Origin of the sequence: Xanthomonas sp. NCPPB 2586 (assembly GCF_041475775.2) — a bacterium.
GTDB lineage: Bacteria > Pseudomonadota > Gammaproteobacteria > Xanthomonadales > Xanthomonadaceae > Xanthomonas > Xanthomonas campestris.
The window spans coordinates 3,880,654-3,898,506 of the sequence record NZ_CM192981.1; the positions used below are offsets into that span (position 1 = coordinate 3,880,654).

A 17,853-nucleotide genomic window follows, 5' to 3' on the forward strand; every position below is an offset into this window, starting at 1 on the left:
GGGTTGGACCTCAGGCCTTGGCCGTTACGTCGATGGACTGACCATCAACCAGGCGGACGTATGCCTTGCGCCAATTGCCACGGCTGCCAGCACGGTTACGGAAGGACTTGCTTTTACCCTTCACATTGACCACGTTGACCGCTTTGACCTTGACGTCGAACAGCTGCTCAACCGCGGCCTTTACATCGGCTTTGGTGGCTTCGTTCGAAACTTCGAAGACATACTGGTTGGAGATTTCCTGCAGGCGCGCGGTCTTTTCGGAGACTCGCGGAGCACGCAGCACGCTGAAGATTTTTTCGTTGCTGCTCATGCCAGCCACTCCTCGACCTTCTTGACCGCGTCAGCGGTGATCACGACCGTGTCGGCCCCGACCAGAGCGACCGGATCCAGACCCTGCACATCACGCACCTGCACATACGGCAGATTGCGGGCGGACAGATACAGGTGCTCGGAGGCTTCTTCGGTGACGATCAGCGGGCGCTTGCCCACATCCATCCCCTTCAGCTTCTCGATCAGACCCTTGGTCTTGGTTGCTTCGATGTCGAACGAGTCGACGATCATCAGACGACCCTGACGGTTCAGCTCGGAGAAGATCGCGCAGATGGCCGCACGGTACATCTTGCGGTTGACCTTCTGCTCGAAGCTGCGCGGCTTGGCCGCAAAGGTCACGCCGCCGCCGACGAAGATCGGAGCCGTCAGCGCGCCATGACGCGCACCGCCGCCCTTCTGCTTCTTCGACTTCTTGGTCGTGCCCGCAACTTCCGAACGCGTCTTCTGTGCCTTGGTGCCGGCGCGGCCGGAATTGCGATAAGCGACGACAACCTGGTGAACCAGATCTTCGCTGAATTCGCGACCGAACACGGCATCGGAGACCGAGACCTTGTTGTTGCTACCCGTGATAACGAGTTCCATCGTCATCTCTCCTTATGCCTTGCTCGCCGGACGGACGATCACGTCACCACCAGCTGCGCCAGGCACGGCGCCGCGGATGGCAATCAGACCACGTTCGACGTCGACCTTGACCACTTCCAGGTTCTGCGTGCTTTGCTGCACGGCGCCCATGTGGCCCGACATCTTCTTACCCGGGAAAACGCGACCCGGGGTCTGGCGCTGACCCAACGAACCCGGCGCGCGATGCGACAGCGAGTTACCGTGAGTTGCATCGCCCATACGGAAGTTGTAGCGCTTGATGGTGCCCTGGAAACCCTTACCCTTGGTGACGCCCTGGACGTCGACCTTCTGGCCGACCTCAAAGATGTCCGCCTTGATTTCGCCGCCGACGGCGAAATCGCCGAGCTGCGCATCTTCAACGCGGAATTCCCACAGGCCGCGACCCGCTTCCACCTTCGCCTTGGCGAAGTGACCAGCAGCCGGCTTGTTAACCAGCGCGGCGCGACGGGCACCAACGGTAATCTGCACGGCGCTGTAGCCGTCAACTTCGACGGTCTTGATCTGCGCGATGCGGTTCGGAGTTGCTTCGATCAGCGTGACCGGTACCGAGCGGCCGTCTTCAGTAAAGACGCGGCTCATACCAGCCTTGCGGCCCACGAAGCCCAACGAATATTTCTTCGTCATGGTCGTAGTCCTCAGGTCAGCTTGATCTGGACGTCGACGCCAGCCGCGAGTTCGAGCTTCATCAGCGCGTCCACGGTCTTGTCGTTAGGGTCGACGATATCGAGCACACGCTTGTGCGTGCGGGTTTCGTATTGGTCACGCGCATCCTTGTCGGCATGCGGGGATACGAGGATGGTGTAACGTTCGATCTTGGTCGGCAACGGGATCGGGCCACGCACTTGCGCGCCGGTCCGCTTGGCCGTTTCGACGATCTCGCTGGCCGAACGGTCGATCAAACGATGATCGAACGCCTTCAGCCGAATCCGGATCTTTTGGTCCGCCATGACGGTGGGTTCCTTCGTTAAAAGAGCGACGGGCAAGGCCTCTGGGATACCTGCCCCGATATTCCTGCGTAGATGAAATCGCCGTGCATCCTGCCGACGAGGGCACTTCCTCCGCCCAAAAACTGGGGCAGGCCGGTAAACCGGTCTGCCCAGACGGAAAAGTATAATGCGCAACAAGAGCACGGTCAACAACGTGAGTTGCTGAGTGCTCCATGCGACGCGACCTTCCCGGTCTGGCGAACACGAGCGGCGTCCTGCCGTTCTTTTCGCTGTAACTCAGCGCCCTACCCAGGAACGCCGAGCCGCGCATTATAGCCACGTGATTTGGCCCGCGCAAGCCTTGCAGGATCAATCCCCGCAACGCGCCCCCGCTTCACTGCACAATAAAAAAGGGCCGGCTTGCGCCGACCCTTCTCTCTACTTTCCGGCGACCGAAGTCACCGGATTGCAGGCACTTACTTGACGATCTTGGCGACCACGCCGGCGCCGACGGTGCGGCCACCTTCACGGATTGCGAAGCGCAGACCTTCGTCCATCGCGACCGGGTTGATCAGGGTCACGACCATCTTCACGTTATCGCCCGGCATCACCATTTCCACGCCTTCCGGCAGCTGGCATGCGCCAGTGATGTCGGTGGTGCGGAAGTAGAACTGCGGACGGTAGCCCTTGAAGAACGGGGTGTGACGGCCGCCCTCGTCCTTCGACAGCACGTAGACTTCGGCTTCGAACTCGGTGTGCGGCTTGATCGAACCCGGCTTGCACAGCACTTGGCCGCGCTCCACGTCGTCACGCTTGGTGCCGCGCAGCAGCAGACCGGCGTTGTCGCCTGCCTGGCCCTGGTCCAGCAACTTGCGGAACATTTCAACGCCGGTGACCGTGGTCTTCTGCGTGTCGCGGATACCGACGATTTCGATTTCATCGCCGACCTTGATGATGCCGCGCTCGATACGGCCGGTCACCACGGTGCCACGACCCGAGATCGAGAACACGTCTTCGACCGGCATCAGGAACGGACGGTCGACGTCGCGGGTCGGATCCGGAATAAAGGTATCCAGGGCTTCGACCAGCTTCAGGATCGCCGGCACACCGATGTCGCTCTGATCGCCTTCCAGCGCCAGACGGGCCGAACCGTGGATGATCGGGGTGTCGTCGCCCGGGAAGTCGTACTTGCTCAGGAGCTCACGCACTTCCATCTCGACCAGCTCAAGCAGCTCGGCGTCGTCGACCATGTCGGCCTTGTTCAGGAACACGACGATGTGCGGCACACCGACCTGACGCGAGAGCAGGATGTGCTCACGGGTCTGCGGCATCGGGCCGTCAGCGGCCGAACACACCAGGATCGCGCCATCCATCTGCGCAGCACCTGTGATCATGTTCTTGACGTAGTCGGCGTGGCCGGGGCAATCGACGTGCGCGTAATGGCGCACTGCGGACTCATATTCAACGTGCGCGGTCGAGATCGTGATACCACGCGCCTTCTCTTCCGGCGCTGCGTCGATCGCGTCGTACGCCTTGAACTCGCCACCGAAACGCTCGGCACCGATCTTGGTCAGCGCAGCGGTCAACGTGGTCTTGCCATGGTCGACGTGACCGATGGTGCCGACGTTAACGTGCAGCTTTTCGCGAAGAAATTTAGCTTTTGCCATGACTAACTACCTCTAAATTGGAAAATTTTGTGAAGCGGCTGAGCGAACTCAGCCCTTCTTGGTGACGGCGTCGGCGATGTTGGCCGGTGCCTCTTCGTAGTGGTCGAATTCCATTGAGAACGTCGCGCGACCCTGGCTCATCGAGCGCAGCGAGGTCGCGTAGCCGAACATTTCACCCAGCGGAATCATCGCGTTGATGATCTTGCCCGACGGGCTGTCGTCCTGACCCTGCAACACGCCACGACGGCGGCTCACGTCGCCCATCACGTCACCCAGGTAATCCTCCGGGCTGACGATTTCGACCTTCATGATCGGCTCCAGCAACACCGGGCTGGCTTTCGCGAAGCCCTGCTTGAACGCCATCGACGCGGCCAGCTTGAACGCCATTTCCGAGGAGTCGACGTCGTGGTACGAGCCGAACACCAGCTTGACCTTCACGCCCACCACCGGGAAGCCGGCGATCGGACCACTGGTGATCGTTTCGCGCAGACCCTTTTCAACCGAGGGGATGAATTCCTTCGGGATGATGCCGCCGGTGATGTCGTTGATGAAGAGGAAATCGTCCTTGACGCTATCGTTCTTGCGATCTTCTTCGGTCATCGGCGACAGCTCGATCACCACGTGACCGTACTGACCCTTACCACCGGACTGCTTGGCGTGCTTGTAGTCGGACTTGACGTCCGACTTGCGGATCGTTTCGCGGTAGGCCACCTGCGGCTTGCCGACGTTGGCCTCGACATTGAATTCGCGACGCATGCGGTCGACGATGATGTCCAGGTGCAACTCGCCCATGCCCGAGATAATGGTCTGGCCGGATTCTTCGTCGGTCTTGACGCGGAACGAGGGATCTTCCTGCGCCAGACGGCCCAGGGCCATGCCCATCTTTTCCTGGTCCGACTTGGTCTTCGGCTCCACCGCCATCGAGATCACCGGCTCCGGGAACACCATGCGCTCCAGGGTGATGATCTTGTCCTGCGCACAGAGGGTGTCACCGGTGGTGACGTCCTTCAGGCCCACAGCCGCGGCGATGTCGCCCGCACGCACTTCCTTGATCTCTTCGCGGTTGTTGGAGTGCATCTGCAGGATGCGGCCCACGCGCTCTTTCTTCGACTTGACCGGGTTGTAGACCTGGTCGCCGGAGTTCAAGGTGCCCGAGTAGACACGGAAGAACGTCAGCGAACCGACGAACGGGTCGGTCATGATCTTGAACGCCAGTGCCGAGAACGGCGCGGTGTCCGTCGCATCACGGGTGTCTTCCTTCTCGTTCTCGTCGATGCCCTGCACCGGCGGACGATCGGCAGGCGACGGCAGCAGGTGCACGACGCCGTCGAGCATGGCCTGCACGCCCTTGTTCTTGAACGCCGAGCCACAGAACACCGGCACGATCTCGACCTTCAGGGTGCGCTCGCGCAGACCCGACAGGATCTCGTCTTCGCTCAGGTCGCCGTCGTTGAGGTACTTGTCCATCAGGGCTTCACTGGCTTCAGCAGCCGCTTCGACCATGAACGAACGCGCCTCGGTCGCCACATCGACCAGATCGGCCGGAATGTCGCGGTATTCGAAGGTGGTGCCCTGCGAAGCGGTGTCCCAATGGATCGCCTTCATCTTGAGCAGATCGACCACGCCCTCAAAGCCGTCTTCGGCGCCGATCGGCACCTGCATCGGCACAGCATAAGCGCCCAGACGGGCCTTCAGCTGCTCGACGACCTTGTCGAAGTTGGCACCGGTACGGTCCATCTTGTTGACGAAGGCCATGCGCGGCACCGAGTACTTGTTGGCCTGACGCCACACGGTCTCGGACTGCGGCTGCACGCCACCCACGGCGCACAGCACGAACACCGCACCGTCGAGCACGCGCAAGGAACGCTCCACTTCGATGGTGAAGTCGACGTGCCCGGGGGTATCGATGATGTTGAAGCGGTGCTGCGGCATGGACTTGTCCATACCCGTCCAGAATGCGGTGGTCGCAGCGGAGGTGATGGTGATGCCACGCTCCTGCTCCTGCTCCATCCAGTCCATCACTGCAGCGCCGTCATGGACTTCGCCGATCTTGTGACTGACGCCGGTGTAGAACAGGATGCGCTCGGACGTGGTGGTCTTGCCGGCGTCGATGTGCGCCATGATGCCGAAGTTGCGGTAACGCTCGATGGGAGTGGTACGGGCCACGGGGAGCCTCTCAATTTCTTGGATTTCGGATGGCCGAACGCCGCCTTTCGGCGGCCTTCGGATTGGATGCGACGCTTTGCGCGTCGCAAACAGCACTCATATGGTGCTGAAGGGCCCCGTTACCAAGGCCCCCGAGGTCACCAGCGGTAATGTGCGAACGCCTTGTTCGCCTCCGCCATACGGTGAGTCTCTTCGCGCTTCTTGATCGCGCCGCCACGGCTTTCCGAGGCGTCCAACAGTTCTGCAGCCAGCTTGCGCGGCATGGTGTTCTCGCCACGCTTGCGCGCGGAATCGATCAACCAGCGCATTGCCAGCGCCATGCGACGGGAGGAGCGCACTTCGACGGGCACCTGATAGGTAGCACCACCGACGCGACGCGATTTGACTTCGACAGCCGGGGCCACGTTGTCCAGTGCTTTCTGCACCAGCTCGACGGCATTCGGATTCTTTTCGCCAATGACGTCCATTGCGCCATAGACAATTTTCTCAGCAACCGACTTCTTGCCACTTTGCATCACCATATTGATGAAGCGGGCAATGGTTTCGCTGCCATGCTTTGGATCAGGCAGGACGGTGCGCTGCGGAGTAGAACCTTTACGGGACATTGGTGTATTTCCTTAGCTCTTCGGGCGCTTGGCGCCGTACTTGGAACGACCTTGACGGCGCTTTGCGACGCCGGCGGCGTCCAGCGAACCACGGACGGTGTGATAACGCACACCGGGAAGATCCTTGACGCGACCACCACGAATCAGGACCACGGAGTGCTCCTGCAGGTTGTGGCCTTCACCACCGATGTAGCTGATGACCTCTTCCTGGTTCGTCAGGCGCACCTTGGCGACCTTACGAAGGGCCGAGTTCGGCTTCTTCGGGGTTGTGGTATAGACGCGCGTGCAAACGCCACGGCGCTGCGGACACTTGTCCAGTGCCGGGGAGGCACTCTTGTAGGTGGTCGCCTGCCGAGGCTTGCGGACCAGCTGATTAATCGTTGCCATCAGTCGATTCTTCTGATTGGAGGCCAAAAAACGGCCTTGCATGAAAACGAAGGCAGGCCGAATAACGGCCCGCCGAGACAGGGAAGTATAGCTGGCAGGACGAAACTCCGTCAACTTCACGGAAATCTAACCCTGCTGGCCCATCCAAAGGCCGGAAAACGGAGGGCCTCCTGCCCTCCTTTTCGCTTGGCTACCGGCGGCCTTGCGGCCGCCGTCGGAGCGCTTACTCCTCGTCCGCACCAGCGTCGGCCACGGTCGCGACCGGTTCAACCACTGCCGGCTTGCCGGACAGCGTTTCCATTTCCGAGTCGGTCAGACCCGATGCCTTGCGGCGACCGGCGTGATACGCCAGACCGGTACCGGCCGGAATCAGACGACCCACGATGACGTTTTCCTTCAGACCGCGCAGGTTATCGCGGGTGCCGCGGACGGCAGCTTCGGTCAACACGCGTGTGGTCTCCTGGAACGACGCCGCCGAGATGAACGACTCGGTGGCCAGCGAGGCTTTGGTGATACCCAGCAGCACTGGGTCGTACTTGGCCGGCAGCTCGTTGCGCGTGACCAGGCGTGCATTTTCCTCGATGACGCGCTGGCGCTCGACCTGCTCGCCGTTGAGGAACTTGCTGTTGCCCTGATCGGTGATCTCGACCTTACGCAGCATCTGGCGAGTGATCACCTCGATGTGCTTGTCGTTGATCTTCACGCCCTGCAGGCGGTACACGTCCTGGATTTCCTTGACCAGATACGCGGCCAGCGGCTCGACACCCAGCAGACGCAGGATGTCCTGCGGGCTCGGCTCGCCGTCCACCACGGTCTCGCCCTTGGTCACGTGTTCGCCTTCGAACACGATGATCTGGCGGTACTTGGGAATCAGCTCTTCGTGTTCGCTGCCATCGGTGTCCTTGATGATCAGACGCTGCTTGCCCTTGGTGTCCTTACCGAAGCTGATGATGCCCGAGCGCTCGGCCAGGATCGCAGGATCCTTCGGCTTGCGTGCTTCGAACAGATCGGCCACGCGCGGCAGACCACCGGTGATGTCGCGGGTCTTCGACGCTTCCTGCGGGATCTTCGCCACCACGTCGCCCACGCCGACGGCGGCGCCGTCCTGCAGGTTGACGATCGAGCGCGGCGGCAGCAGGTACTGCGCCGGCAGATCCGTGTTCGGAATGGTCAGATCATTGCCCTTGGCATCAACGATGCGCACGATCGGGCGCAGCTCCTTGGCCTGGGCACCACGACGCTTCGGGTCGGTGATTTCGCGCGACGCCAGACCAGTCAGTTCGTCGGTCTTCTCGATGACGGTGACGCCGTCGACGAAGTCGATGAAGCGAATGAAACCGGCCACTTCCGACACGATCGGGTGGTTATGCGGATCCCAATTGGCCACGGCCTGACCGGCCTTGACTGCATCACCATCCTTGGCGGTGATGGTGGCACCGTAGGGCAGCTTGTAACGCTCACGCTCACGGCCATGGCCATCGAGCACGGACAGTTCGCCCGAACGCGAGACCGCAACCAGTGCGCCGCTGGCATGCGCCACCGACTTGAGGTTGTTGAACTTCACCGAACCGGTGGTCTTGACGGTGATGTTGTCCACCGCAGCCGCACGCGATGCCGCACCACCGATGTGGAACGTACGCATGGTCAGCTGGGTACCCGGCTCACCGATCGACTGCGCGGCGATGACGCCGACCGCTTCGCCGATGTTGACCTGGTGACCACGTGCGAGATCGCGGCCGTAGCAGCGTGCGCACACGCCGAACGAGGATTCGCAGCTGATGGTCGAACGCACCTTCACCGACTGCACGCTGGCGTCTTCCAGCTTGGCAACCCAGGCTTCGTCGAGCAGCGTGTTGCGGGTGACGATCGGTTCTTCGTCGTTGCCCGGCAGGTACACGTCCTCGGCCACGACACGGCCCAGCACGCGCTCCTTCAACGGCTCCACCACGTCGCCGCCTTCCACGATCGGGGTCATGATCAACCCCTCGGTGGTGCCGCAATCGACTTCGGTGATCACCACGTCCTGCGCCACGTCGACCAGACGACGGGTCAGGTAACCCGAGTTCGCCGTCTTCAACGCGGTATCGGCCAGACCCTTACGGGCACCGTGGGTGGAGTTGAAGTACTCCTGCACGTTCAGGCCTTCGCGGAAGTTCGCCTTGATGGGCGTCTCGATGATCGAGCCGTCCGGACGCGCCATCAGGCCGCGCATACCGGCCAGCTGACGGATCTGCGCCTGGCTACCACGCGCACCGGAGTCGGCCATGATGTAGAGCGAGTTCATCGACTTCTGGTCGATGGTTTCGCCCTTGGCATTTTCGACCTTCTCGGTACCGATGGTGTCCATCATCGCCTTGGCGATGCGCTCGCTGGTACGCGACCAGATGTCCACGACCTTGTTATAGCGCTCGCCGGCGGTGACCAGACCGGACTGGTACTGCTCCTGGATTTCCAGCACTTCGGCTTCTGCCTCGGTGAGGATGCCCTTCTTCTCGTCCGGGATCAGCATGTCGTCGATGCCGATCGACACGCCTGCGCGGGTTGCGTAGGCATAGCCGGTGTACATCAGCTTGTCGGCGAACACGACCGTGTCCTTCAAGCCCAGCAGACGGTAGCTGGAGTTGATCAGACGCGAGATGTTCTTCTTGGTCATCTCGGTGTTGGCCAGCTGGAACGGCAGGCCTTCGGGCAGGATTTCGCTCAGCAGCGCACGGCCGACCGTGGTATCCACGATCGAGGTGCCGCTGGTGCGCTTGCCGTCGACGGTGTCGACGTCCACCTGGGTGATGCGCACCTTGACCTTGGCGTGCAGTTCCACCACGCGGTTGTCGTAGGCGCGCTTCACTTCGCTGGTGTTGGCAAACACCATGCCCTCGCCCTTCTTGTTCTCCAGGGCGCGGCTCATGTAGTACAGGCCCAACACCACGTCCTGCGACGGCACGATGATCGGCTCGCCGTTGGCCGGCGACAGGATGTTGTTGGTGGACATCATCAGCGCACGCGCTTCCAGCTGGGCTTCCAGCGAGAGCGGCACGTGGACGGCCATCTGGTCACCGTCGAAGTCGGCGTTGAACGCGGTGCAGACCAGCGGATGCAGCTGGATGGCCTTGCCTTCGATCAACACCGGCTCGAACGCCTGGATGCCCAGACGGTGCAGGGTCGGCGCACGGTTCAGCAGCACCGGATGCTCGCGGATCACCTCTTCCAGGATGTCCCAGACTTCGGCTTCTTCGCGCTCGACCAGCTTCTTGGCGGCCTTGATGGTGGTGGCCAGGCCGCGACGCTGCAGCTTGGCGAACACGAACGGCTTGAACAGCTCCAGCGCCATCTTCTTCGGCAGGCCGCACTGGTGCAGCTTGAGGTACGGACCGACGGTGATGACCGAACGGCCGGAGTAGTCCACGCGCTTGCCGAGCAGGTTCTGACGGAACCGGCCCTGCTTGCCCTTGATCATGTCGGCCAGCGACTTCAGCGGACGCTTGTTGGTGCCGGTGATGGCACGACCACGACGGCCGTTGTCCAGCAGCGCATCCACCGATTCCTGCAGCATGCGCTTTTCGTTGCGCACGATGATGTCCGGAGCGTTGAGCTCCAGCAGGCGGCGCAGACGGTTGTTGCGGTTGATCACGCGGCGGTACAGATCGTTCAGATCCGAGGTCGCGAAGCGGCCACCATCCAGCGGCACCAGCGGACGCAGGTCCGGCGGCAGCACGGGAAGCACGGTCATGACCATCCACTCCGGACGGTTACCCGATTCCAGGAAGGCTTCGATCAGCTTGATGCGCTTGGTGAGGCGCTTGAGCTTGGTTTCCGAACCGGTGCTGGCGATTTCTTCGCGCAGACGGGTCATTTCCGACTGCAGGTCGATCGTGCGCAGCAGCTCGTACACGGCCTCGGCGCCCATGGCGGCGTCGAAGTCGTCGTTGTACTCCTGGCGTGCGGTCAGGTACTGCTCTTCGGTCAGCAGCTGGCGGCGCTCGAGCGGGGTCAGGCCCGGCTCGGTGACGACATAGGCTTCGAAGTACAGCACGCGCTCGATGTCACGCAGGGTCATGTCCAGCATCAGGCCGATGCGCGACGGCAGCGACTTGAGGAACCAGATGTGCGCGACCGGCGAGGCCAGGTCGATGTGACCCATGCGCTCGCGACGCACCTTGGCCAGGGTGACTTCGGTGCCGCACTTTTCGCAGACCACGCCACGGTGCTTCATGCGCTTGTACTTGCCGCACAGGCACTCGTAGTCCTTGATCGGTCCGAAGATGGCGGCGCAGAACAGGCCGTCACGCTCGGGCTTGAAGGTCCGGTAGTTGATGGTTTCGGGCTTCTTCACTTCGCCGTAGGACCACGAACGAATCAGGTCCGGCGACGCCAGCGCGATCTTGATCGCGTCGAAATCCAGCGTCTGGCGCTGCTGATTGAAGAGATTGAGCAGGTCTTTCATTTGATATCTCCGGGTCGGAGGAATTTCGTATCTGAGATGAAACAGGCGGTCATGCGGGAGGACACCGGGCGCCGCGTGGCGGCCCCCGGGTCCTGTCCGATCACTCTTCCAGTTCCATGTTGATCGCCAGCGAGCGGATTTCCTTCACCAACACGTTGAAGGATTCCGGCATGCCCGCGACCATCTCGTGCTCACCATCGACGATGTTCTTGTACATCTGGTTGCGGCCCTGCACGTCGTCGGACTTCACCGTCAGCATTTCCTGCAGGGTGTAGGCCGCACCGTAGGCTTCCAGCGCCCAGACTTCCATCTCACCGAAGCGCTGACCACCGAACTGCGCCTTGCCGCCCAGCGGCTGCTGGGTAACGAGCGAGTAAGGGCCGGTCGAGCGGGCATGCATCTTGTCGTCGACCAAGTGGTTCAACTTCAGGTAATGCATGTAGCCAACCGTGGTCTTGCGATCGAACGCTTCGCCGGTACGACCGTCGTACAGCTGGGTCTGACCGCTCTGCGGCAGTTCGGCCAGTTCCAGCATGCGCTTGATCTCCGCTTCGCTGGCACCGTCGAACACCGGGGTGGCCATCGGCACGCCATCGATCAGGTTCTTGCCCAGGTTGAGCAATTCCTCATCGCTGAACTGCGACAGGTCCACGCGCTCGGCATTGATCGCGCTGTCGTGGTTGTAGATGTCGTCGAGGAACTTGCGCAGCTCGCTGACTGCGGTCTGGGCTTCCAGCATGCGCTGGATCTTGCGACCCAGGCCCTTGGCTGCCCAGCCCAGATGCACTTCCAGGATCTGGCCGATATTCATACGCGACGGCACGCCCAGCGGGTTCAGCACGATGTCGACCGGCTCGCCGGTGGCCATGTACGGCATGTCCTCGACAGGCACGACGTTGGAGACCACACCCTTGTTGCCGTGGCGGCCTGCCATCTTGTCGCCCGGCTGGATGCGGCGCTTCACCGCCAGGAACACCTTGACCATCTTCAGCACGCCCGGTGCGAGGTCATCGCCCTGGGTGATCTTGCCGCGCTTGTCGGCGAAGCGTGCTTCGAATTCCTTCTCGTGCGCCTGGATCTGCTTCTGCGCGCGTTCGATCGCATCGGCTGCGTCATCGTCCTTCATGCGCAGCTGGAACCAGTCGGACTTCTTCAGGCCGTCCAGGTACGCGTCGGTGACGTTGTCGCCCTTCTTCAGGTTCGGACCGCCATTGGCGACCTTGCCCACGATCTGGGACCTCAACCGTGCGTAGATGGCCGCTTCAAGGATGCGGAACTGGTCGTCGAAGTCCTTCTTGACGCGCTTGATCTCGGATTCCTCGATCTGGCGCGCACGCTTGTCCTTCTCGATGCCGTCACGGGTGAAGACCTGCACGTCGATGACGGTGCCGTCCATGCCCGGGGGCACGCGCAGCGAGCTGTCCTTCACGTCGGAGGCCTTCTCACCGAAGATCGCACGCAGCAGCTTTTCTTCCGGGGTCAGCTGGCTCTCGCCCTTCGGCGTGACCTTGCCGACCATGATGTCGCCGGCGCGCACTTCTGCACCGATGTACACAACGCCGCTTTCATCCAGACGGTTCAACGCCTGCTCGGACACGTTCGGGATGTCGGCGGAAATTTCCTCCGGCCCCAGCTTGGTGTCACGCGCAACGCAGGTCAGTTCTTCGATGTGGATCGTGGTGTAACGATCCTCTTCCACCACGCGCTCGGAGAGCAGGATGGAGTCTTCGAAGTTGTAGCCGTTCCAGGGCATGAAGGCGATCAGCATGTTCTGACCCAGCGCCAGTTCACCGATGTCGGTGGACGGGCCGTCGGCCAGCACGTCGCCGCGCGCGATCACGTCACCCACGTTCACCAGCGGACGCTGGTTGATGCAGGTGTTCTGGTTGGAGCGGGTGTACTTGATCAGGTTGTAGATATCCACGCCGGCATCGGTGCCGCCGCCAATTTCTGCCTCATTGACCTTGACCACGATGCGTGCGGCGTCGATCTGCTCGATCACACCACCACGGCGGGCATTCACAGTCACGCCCGAGTCGCGCGCAACCGCACGCTCGATACCGGTACCCACCAGCGGCTTCTGCGAACGCAGGGTCGGCACGGCCTGGCGCTGCATGTTGGCGCCCATCAGTGCACGGTTTGCGTCATCGTGTTCCAGGAACGGCACCAGCGCCGCGGCGACCGACACGGTCTGCATCGGCGAGACGTCCATGAAGTGCACTTCAGCCGGCGGCTTGAGCAGCGACTCGCCCTGGAACCGGCACGGCACGAACTGCTCGGTGAGCATGTTCTTGGCGTCGGTCAGCGCATTCGCCTGTGCGATCACGTACTCATTTTCCTCGATCGCCGACAGGTACTCGACGTCGTCGGAGACCTTGCCGTCCAGCACCTTACGGTACGGCGTCTCAAGGAAGCCGTACTGGTTGGTGCGGGCGAACACGGCCAGCGAGTTGATCAGGCCGATGTTCGGGCCTTCCGGTGTTTCGATGGTGCAGACGCGGCCGTAATGGGTCGGATGCACGTCGCGCACTTCGAAGCCGGCGCGCTCGCGGGTCAGACCGCCCGGGCCCAGCGCGGAGACGCGACGCTTGTGCGTCACTTCCGACAGCGGGTTGTTCTGGTCCATGAACTGCGACAGCTGCGAGGAGCCGAAGAACTCCTTGATCGCAGCAGCCACTGGCTTGGCGTTGATCAGTTCCTGCGGGGTCAGACCTTCCGACTCCGCCATCGACAGACGCTCCTTGACCGCGCGCTCGACGCGGACCAGGCCCACGCGGAACACGTTCTCGGCCATTTCGCCGACCGAACGCACGCGACGGTTGCCCAGGTGATCGATGTCATCGACCACGCCGCGACCGTTGCGGATCTCGGTCAGCACCTTGATCACTTCCAGGATGTCGGAGGTGTCGGCGTGCTCGGCGACCAGACGCTTGGATTCTTCGTCGTTACGCTCGGCAAAGTACTTCTTGTCGTACAGCACCGACTCGCCCAGCACTTCCTTGCGGCCGACACGACGGTTGAACTTCATCCGGCCGACCGTGGACAGGTCATAGCGCTCGAAGGTGAAGAACAGGTTGTGGAACAGGTTCTGCGCGGCTTCCTTGGTCGGCGGCTCGCCAGGACGCATCATGCGGTAGATCTCGACCAGCGCTTCCAGCTGCGTCTTGGTCGGGTCGATACGCAAGGTGTTGGACAGGTACGGGCCACGATCCAGGTCGTTCACCCACAGGGTGCCCACGGCATCGACGCCGGCCTTGCGGAACGCAGCCAGCTGGTCTTCGCTGATTTCGTCGTTGGCATTGGCCAGCAGCTCGCCGGTCGAGCCATCGACCACGTCGTGCGACAGGATGCGGCCGACCAGGTAGTCGTCCGGCACGGCCAGCGCGGCAACGCCGGCGGCTTCCAGCTGCTTGACGTGACGCGCGGTGATGCGCTTGCCGGCTTCCACGATGACCTTGTCGCCATCGGCCAGGTCGAAGTTCAGCGTTTCGCCACGCAGACGCTCCGGCACCAGCTCCAGCTGCACGCCTTCATCGGGGTTGATGTGGAACGTGTTGATCTCGAAGAACTCGGCCAACATCTCTTCGTTGTTGTAGCCAAGCGCACGCAGCAGGATCGAGACCGGCAGCTTGCGGCGACGGTCGATACGGGTGAACAGCGCATCCTTCGGGTCGAACTCGAAGTCCAGCCAGGAACCGCGGTACGGAATGATGCGGGCGCTGTACAGCAGCTTGCCCGAGCTGTGGGTCTTGCCACGGTCGTGGTCGAAGAACACACCCGGCGAACGGTGCAGCTGCGAGACGATCACGCGCTCGGTACCGTTGACGATGAAGGTGCCGTTTTCGGTCATCAACGGAATTTCGCCGAGATAGACCTCCTGCTCCTTCACGTACTTGATGGCCTTGGTCGACGACTCGCGGTCGTAGATCACCAGGCGCACGGTCACGCGCAGCGGCGCGCCATAGCTCATGCCACGCTGACGGCATTCACGCTCGTCAAACACGGGCTCGCCCAACTTGTAACCAACGTATTCCAGCGCGGCGTTGCCGCTGTAGCTGGAAATCGGGAACACCGACTTCAGAGCCGCGTGCAGACCGAGGTCCTTGCGCTTGTTGGGCTCCACGTCTTCCTGCAGGAATTCGCGGTAGGAATCCACCTGGATGGCAAGCAGGAACGGCACTTCGAGAATCGAGCGCTGCTTACCGAAGTCCTTGCGGATACGCTTCTTTTCGGTGAACGAATAAGACGTCATGAGGTCTTCCACCCTGGGCTGCGGGGGCCGCGTTGCGGCGGCCCTGAAATAACAAAAGTTGTCAGTTGGAAGTCGCTGGTATTGCCGGCACCAGCACGCCTTCTCCTGCTACTTCCAACTACCAACTCCTTGAGACTGCGAGTTGGATTTGGCCATCCGAAAATGACACCTCTCCGGAACGGCCAAAGGCCGGGGGCTTTACGCCCCCAGCCTTCAGTGCATCACCATGAAACGCGGGGCGATGCAAGATGCCGCTTACTTGACTTCGACGGTCGCGCCGGCTTCGGTCATTTCCTTCTTGATCTTCTCAGCTTCATCCTTGCTGACGCCTTCCTTCAGGATGCCGCCGGCTTCGGTCAGATCCTTGGCTTCCTTCAGACCGAGACCGGTCACGCCGCGCACAGCCTTAATCGCGGCAACCTTGTTGGCGCCGGGGCTGGTCAGCACCACGGTGAACTCGGTCTGCTCTTCGACCACGGCAGCCGGGCCGGCAGCAGCTGCTGCGACCGGGGCAGCGGCGGAGACGCCGAACTTCTCTTCGATGGCCTTGACCAGCTCCATCACTTCCATCAGGGACTTCTCGGCGATGGCGTCGACGATCTGTTCGTTGGTAAGGGACATTGTGATTACCTTTAAATGATTTTCTGGATTGGGGTTCTAGCGAACGCTAGGACATCAAGCTTCGGCAGTCTCGGCGACCGGCGCGGCGGCTTCGTCGCCACCACCCTGCTTGTCGCCAACGGCCTTGACGGCACGGGCGAACATGGCAGCCGGTTCGGACAGCACGCGGGCCAACATGGCCAGAGCCTGGTCGAGGGTCGGCAGCGATGCCAACACGTCCACATGACTGGCCGGGAACAGTTCCCCGCCGATGGACACGACCTTGGCCTGCAACTTGTCGTTGCCCTTGGCAAATTCCTTGATCAGGCGACCGGCAGCGCCGGGCTCCTCCATCGAAAACGCATACAGCAAAGGACCGACCAGCTTGTCAGCAGCGACAGCGAAATCAGTACCTTCAACAGCGCGCACGGCCAGGGTGTTCTTGACAACTTTCAAGAACACGCCGGTTTCGCGAGCCTGCTTGCGCATCGCGGTCATCTGAGAGACCGTGATGCCAGCGTATTCGGCGGCGATCAAGGAGTGGGCCTTGGCGGCGATGTCTGCCAGCTCGGCGACTACTTCTTGCTTCTGAGACAGATTGAGAGCCATTGCACTCCTCCGTTAAAGCCGGGACTGGTGATTCGTGACCGGTGATTCGTCGAAAGCCATGAAGCAGCTCCTGCAAATCCCCAACGCTGAATCCCTCATCCCCGCTTCAAACTACTCCGCTCGCGGCTCCTGCCGGTTGCGGTCCAGGGCAGCCTCCTTCCTGGAAGCCGGGAACATCGACCGATGTTCCTCTGGTGGCCGTTCTAGACCTGGAGTGGGCTCGATCCGGGTTGCCCCAGAAGCGCGTTAACCAGAAAACTCCAGAAGGGCGACACCATCTACGCCGGCCGGCTCTGACGAACCAATCAAGCGATCCCGCTGTCTCGACGGCGACTCCATGCCAGTGCGAGCATCCCTGCCCGTCGTCGATCTGCGCTGACCGCGCCTGCGGTCTTTGACGGCTACCGCCGGCAGTACCGGCGATCGCCTTCAAAATGTCCGTTTCCCCAAAGGAGGGAACGGACTCCCAGCACACGGTGACCCGGGCCGGAAAAACAATGCATTACTGCAACACCACGTCAGGCGTGTGACACGCCCGACGTACTGCATTACTTCAGCGACAGGCTCGACTGATCCACGGTCACGCCGGGACCCATGGTCGAGCTGACCGACACCTTCTGCAGGTAGGTACCCTTGGAGGTGGCGGGCTTGGCCTTGACCAGATCCAGCAGCAGCGCCTGCAGATTCGACTTCAGCGCTTCGTCGTCGAAGCTGGCCTTGCCGATGGTGCAGTGGATGATGCCGGCCTTGTCGGTGCGGTAGCGCACCTGACCCGACTTGGCGTTCTTGACCGCTTCACCCGGGTTCGGGGAAACCGTACCGACCTTCGGATTCGGCATCAGGCCGCGCGGACCCAGCAGGGTGCCGAGCTTACCGACGACGCGCATAGCGTCCGGGGTCGCGATGACCACGTCGTAGTTCAGATCGCCGGCCTGCATCTTCTCGGCCAGGTCGTCCATACCCACGGCTTCGGCGCCTGCAGCCAGGGCTTCGTCAGCCTTGGCGCCAGCCGGTGCGAACACTGCAACGCGCACGCTCTTGCCGGTACCGGCCGGCAACACGGTGGAACCGCGCACCTGCTGGTCGGACTTCTTGGCGTCCACGCCCAGGCGCACAGCGACGTCGATGGACTCGACGAACTTGGCCTTGGTGGAGGTCTTCAGGATCTTGATTGCGTCTTCGAAGGCATAGGTCTTGCCCGGAACGACAGCGGCCGCAATGGCCTTCACGCGCTTGCTCTGTGCCATGT

13 protein-coding genes are annotated in these 17,853 nt (G+C 61.9%); all 13 read right to left on the bottom strand.

Annotation, left to right across the window (positions count from 1 at the left end; all coding sequences use genetic code 11):
- Positions 1 to 10: 10 nt before the first annotated feature.
- Entirely contained in the window at positions 11 to 310 is a 300-nt protein-coding gene (gene rplW / locus ACCQ09_RS16925) for a 50S ribosomal protein L23 (RefSeq protein ID WP_002811694.1), read from the bottom strand.
- The gene (rplD, locus tag ACCQ09_RS16930) at positions 307 to 912 is read right to left on the bottom strand and encodes a 50S ribosomal protein L4 (protein WP_040941708.1); all 606 of its coding nucleotides are present in this window, start codon (positions 910 to 912) and stop codon (positions 307 to 309) included. Before rplD ends, rplW begins: the two co-directional genes overlap by 4 nt.
- A gap of 12 nt (positions 913 to 924) precedes the next feature.
- The gene (gene rplC / locus ACCQ09_RS16935) at positions 925 to 1,575 is read right to left on the bottom strand and encodes a 50S ribosomal protein L3 (protein ID WP_011036123.1); all 651 of its coding nucleotides are present in this window, start codon (positions 1,573 to 1,575) and stop codon (positions 925 to 927) included.
- A gap of 11 nt (positions 1,576 to 1,586) precedes the next feature.
- Positions 1,587 to 1,898, bottom strand: coding sequence for a 30S ribosomal protein S10 (gene rpsJ, locus ACCQ09_RS16940; RefSeq protein ID WP_011036122.1), 312 nt, complete (start codon positions 1,896 to 1,898; stop codon positions 1,587 to 1,589).
- A 455-nt stretch (positions 1,899 to 2,353) separates the two neighbouring features.
- Entirely contained in the window at positions 2,354 to 3,544 is a 1,191-nt protein-coding gene (gene tuf / locus ACCQ09_RS16945) for an elongation factor Tu (protein ID WP_040942179.1), read from the bottom strand.
- A 48-nt stretch (positions 3,545 to 3,592) separates the two neighbouring features.
- Complete coding sequence (fusA, locus tag ACCQ09_RS16950) at positions 3,593 to 5,710, bottom strand: elongation factor G (RefSeq protein ID WP_011036120.1); 2,118 nt, start codon at positions 5,708 to 5,710, stop codon at positions 3,593 to 3,595.
- 137 nt (positions 5,711 to 5,847) lie between these two features.
- Positions 5,848 to 6,315, bottom strand: coding sequence for a 30S ribosomal protein S7 (gene rpsG / locus ACCQ09_RS16955; RefSeq protein WP_005993356.1), 468 nt, complete (start codon positions 6,313 to 6,315; stop codon positions 5,848 to 5,850).
- A gap of 12 nt (positions 6,316 to 6,327) precedes the next feature.
- On the bottom strand, positions 6,328 to 6,702 hold the full coding sequence (gene rpsL / locus ACCQ09_RS16960; RefSeq protein WP_003469157.1) for a 30S ribosomal protein S12: 375 nt from the start codon (positions 6,700 to 6,702) through the stop codon (positions 6,328 to 6,330).
- Positions 6,703 to 6,925: 223 nt separating this feature from the next.
- On the bottom strand, positions 6,926 to 11,143 hold the full coding sequence (rpoC, locus tag ACCQ09_RS16965; protein ID WP_011036119.1) for a DNA-directed RNA polymerase subunit beta': 4,218 nt from the start codon (positions 11,141 to 11,143) through the stop codon (positions 6,926 to 6,928).
- Positions 11,144 to 11,243: 100 nt separating this feature from the next.
- The gene (gene rpoB, locus ACCQ09_RS16970) at positions 11,244 to 15,395 is read right to left on the bottom strand and encodes a DNA-directed RNA polymerase subunit beta (RefSeq protein WP_014506816.1); all 4,152 of its coding nucleotides are present in this window, start codon (positions 15,393 to 15,395) and stop codon (positions 11,244 to 11,246) included.
- Between the two features lie 255 nt (positions 15,396 to 15,650).
- Positions 15,651 to 16,016 (bottom strand): 50S ribosomal protein L7/L12, encoded by a 366-nt coding sequence (gene rplL / locus ACCQ09_RS16975; RefSeq protein ID WP_011036117.1) that lies wholly within the window; start codon positions 16,014 to 16,016, stop codon positions 15,651 to 15,653.
- 54 nt (positions 16,017 to 16,070) lie between these two features.
- A complete protein-coding gene (gene rplJ / locus ACCQ09_RS16980) occupies positions 16,071 to 16,604 on the bottom strand; it encodes a 50S ribosomal protein L10 (protein WP_011036116.1) in 534 nt (177 codons plus the stop codon).
- A gap of 548 nt (positions 16,605 to 17,152) precedes the next feature.
- Positions 17,153 to 17,851 carry a 50S ribosomal protein L1 gene (gene rplA, locus ACCQ09_RS16985; RefSeq protein ID WP_011036115.1) on the bottom strand — a complete coding sequence of 233 codons (699 nt, stop codon included), beginning with the start codon at positions 17,849 to 17,851 and terminating at the stop codon, positions 17,153 to 17,155.
- Positions 17,852 to 17,853 lie beyond the last annotated feature (2 nt).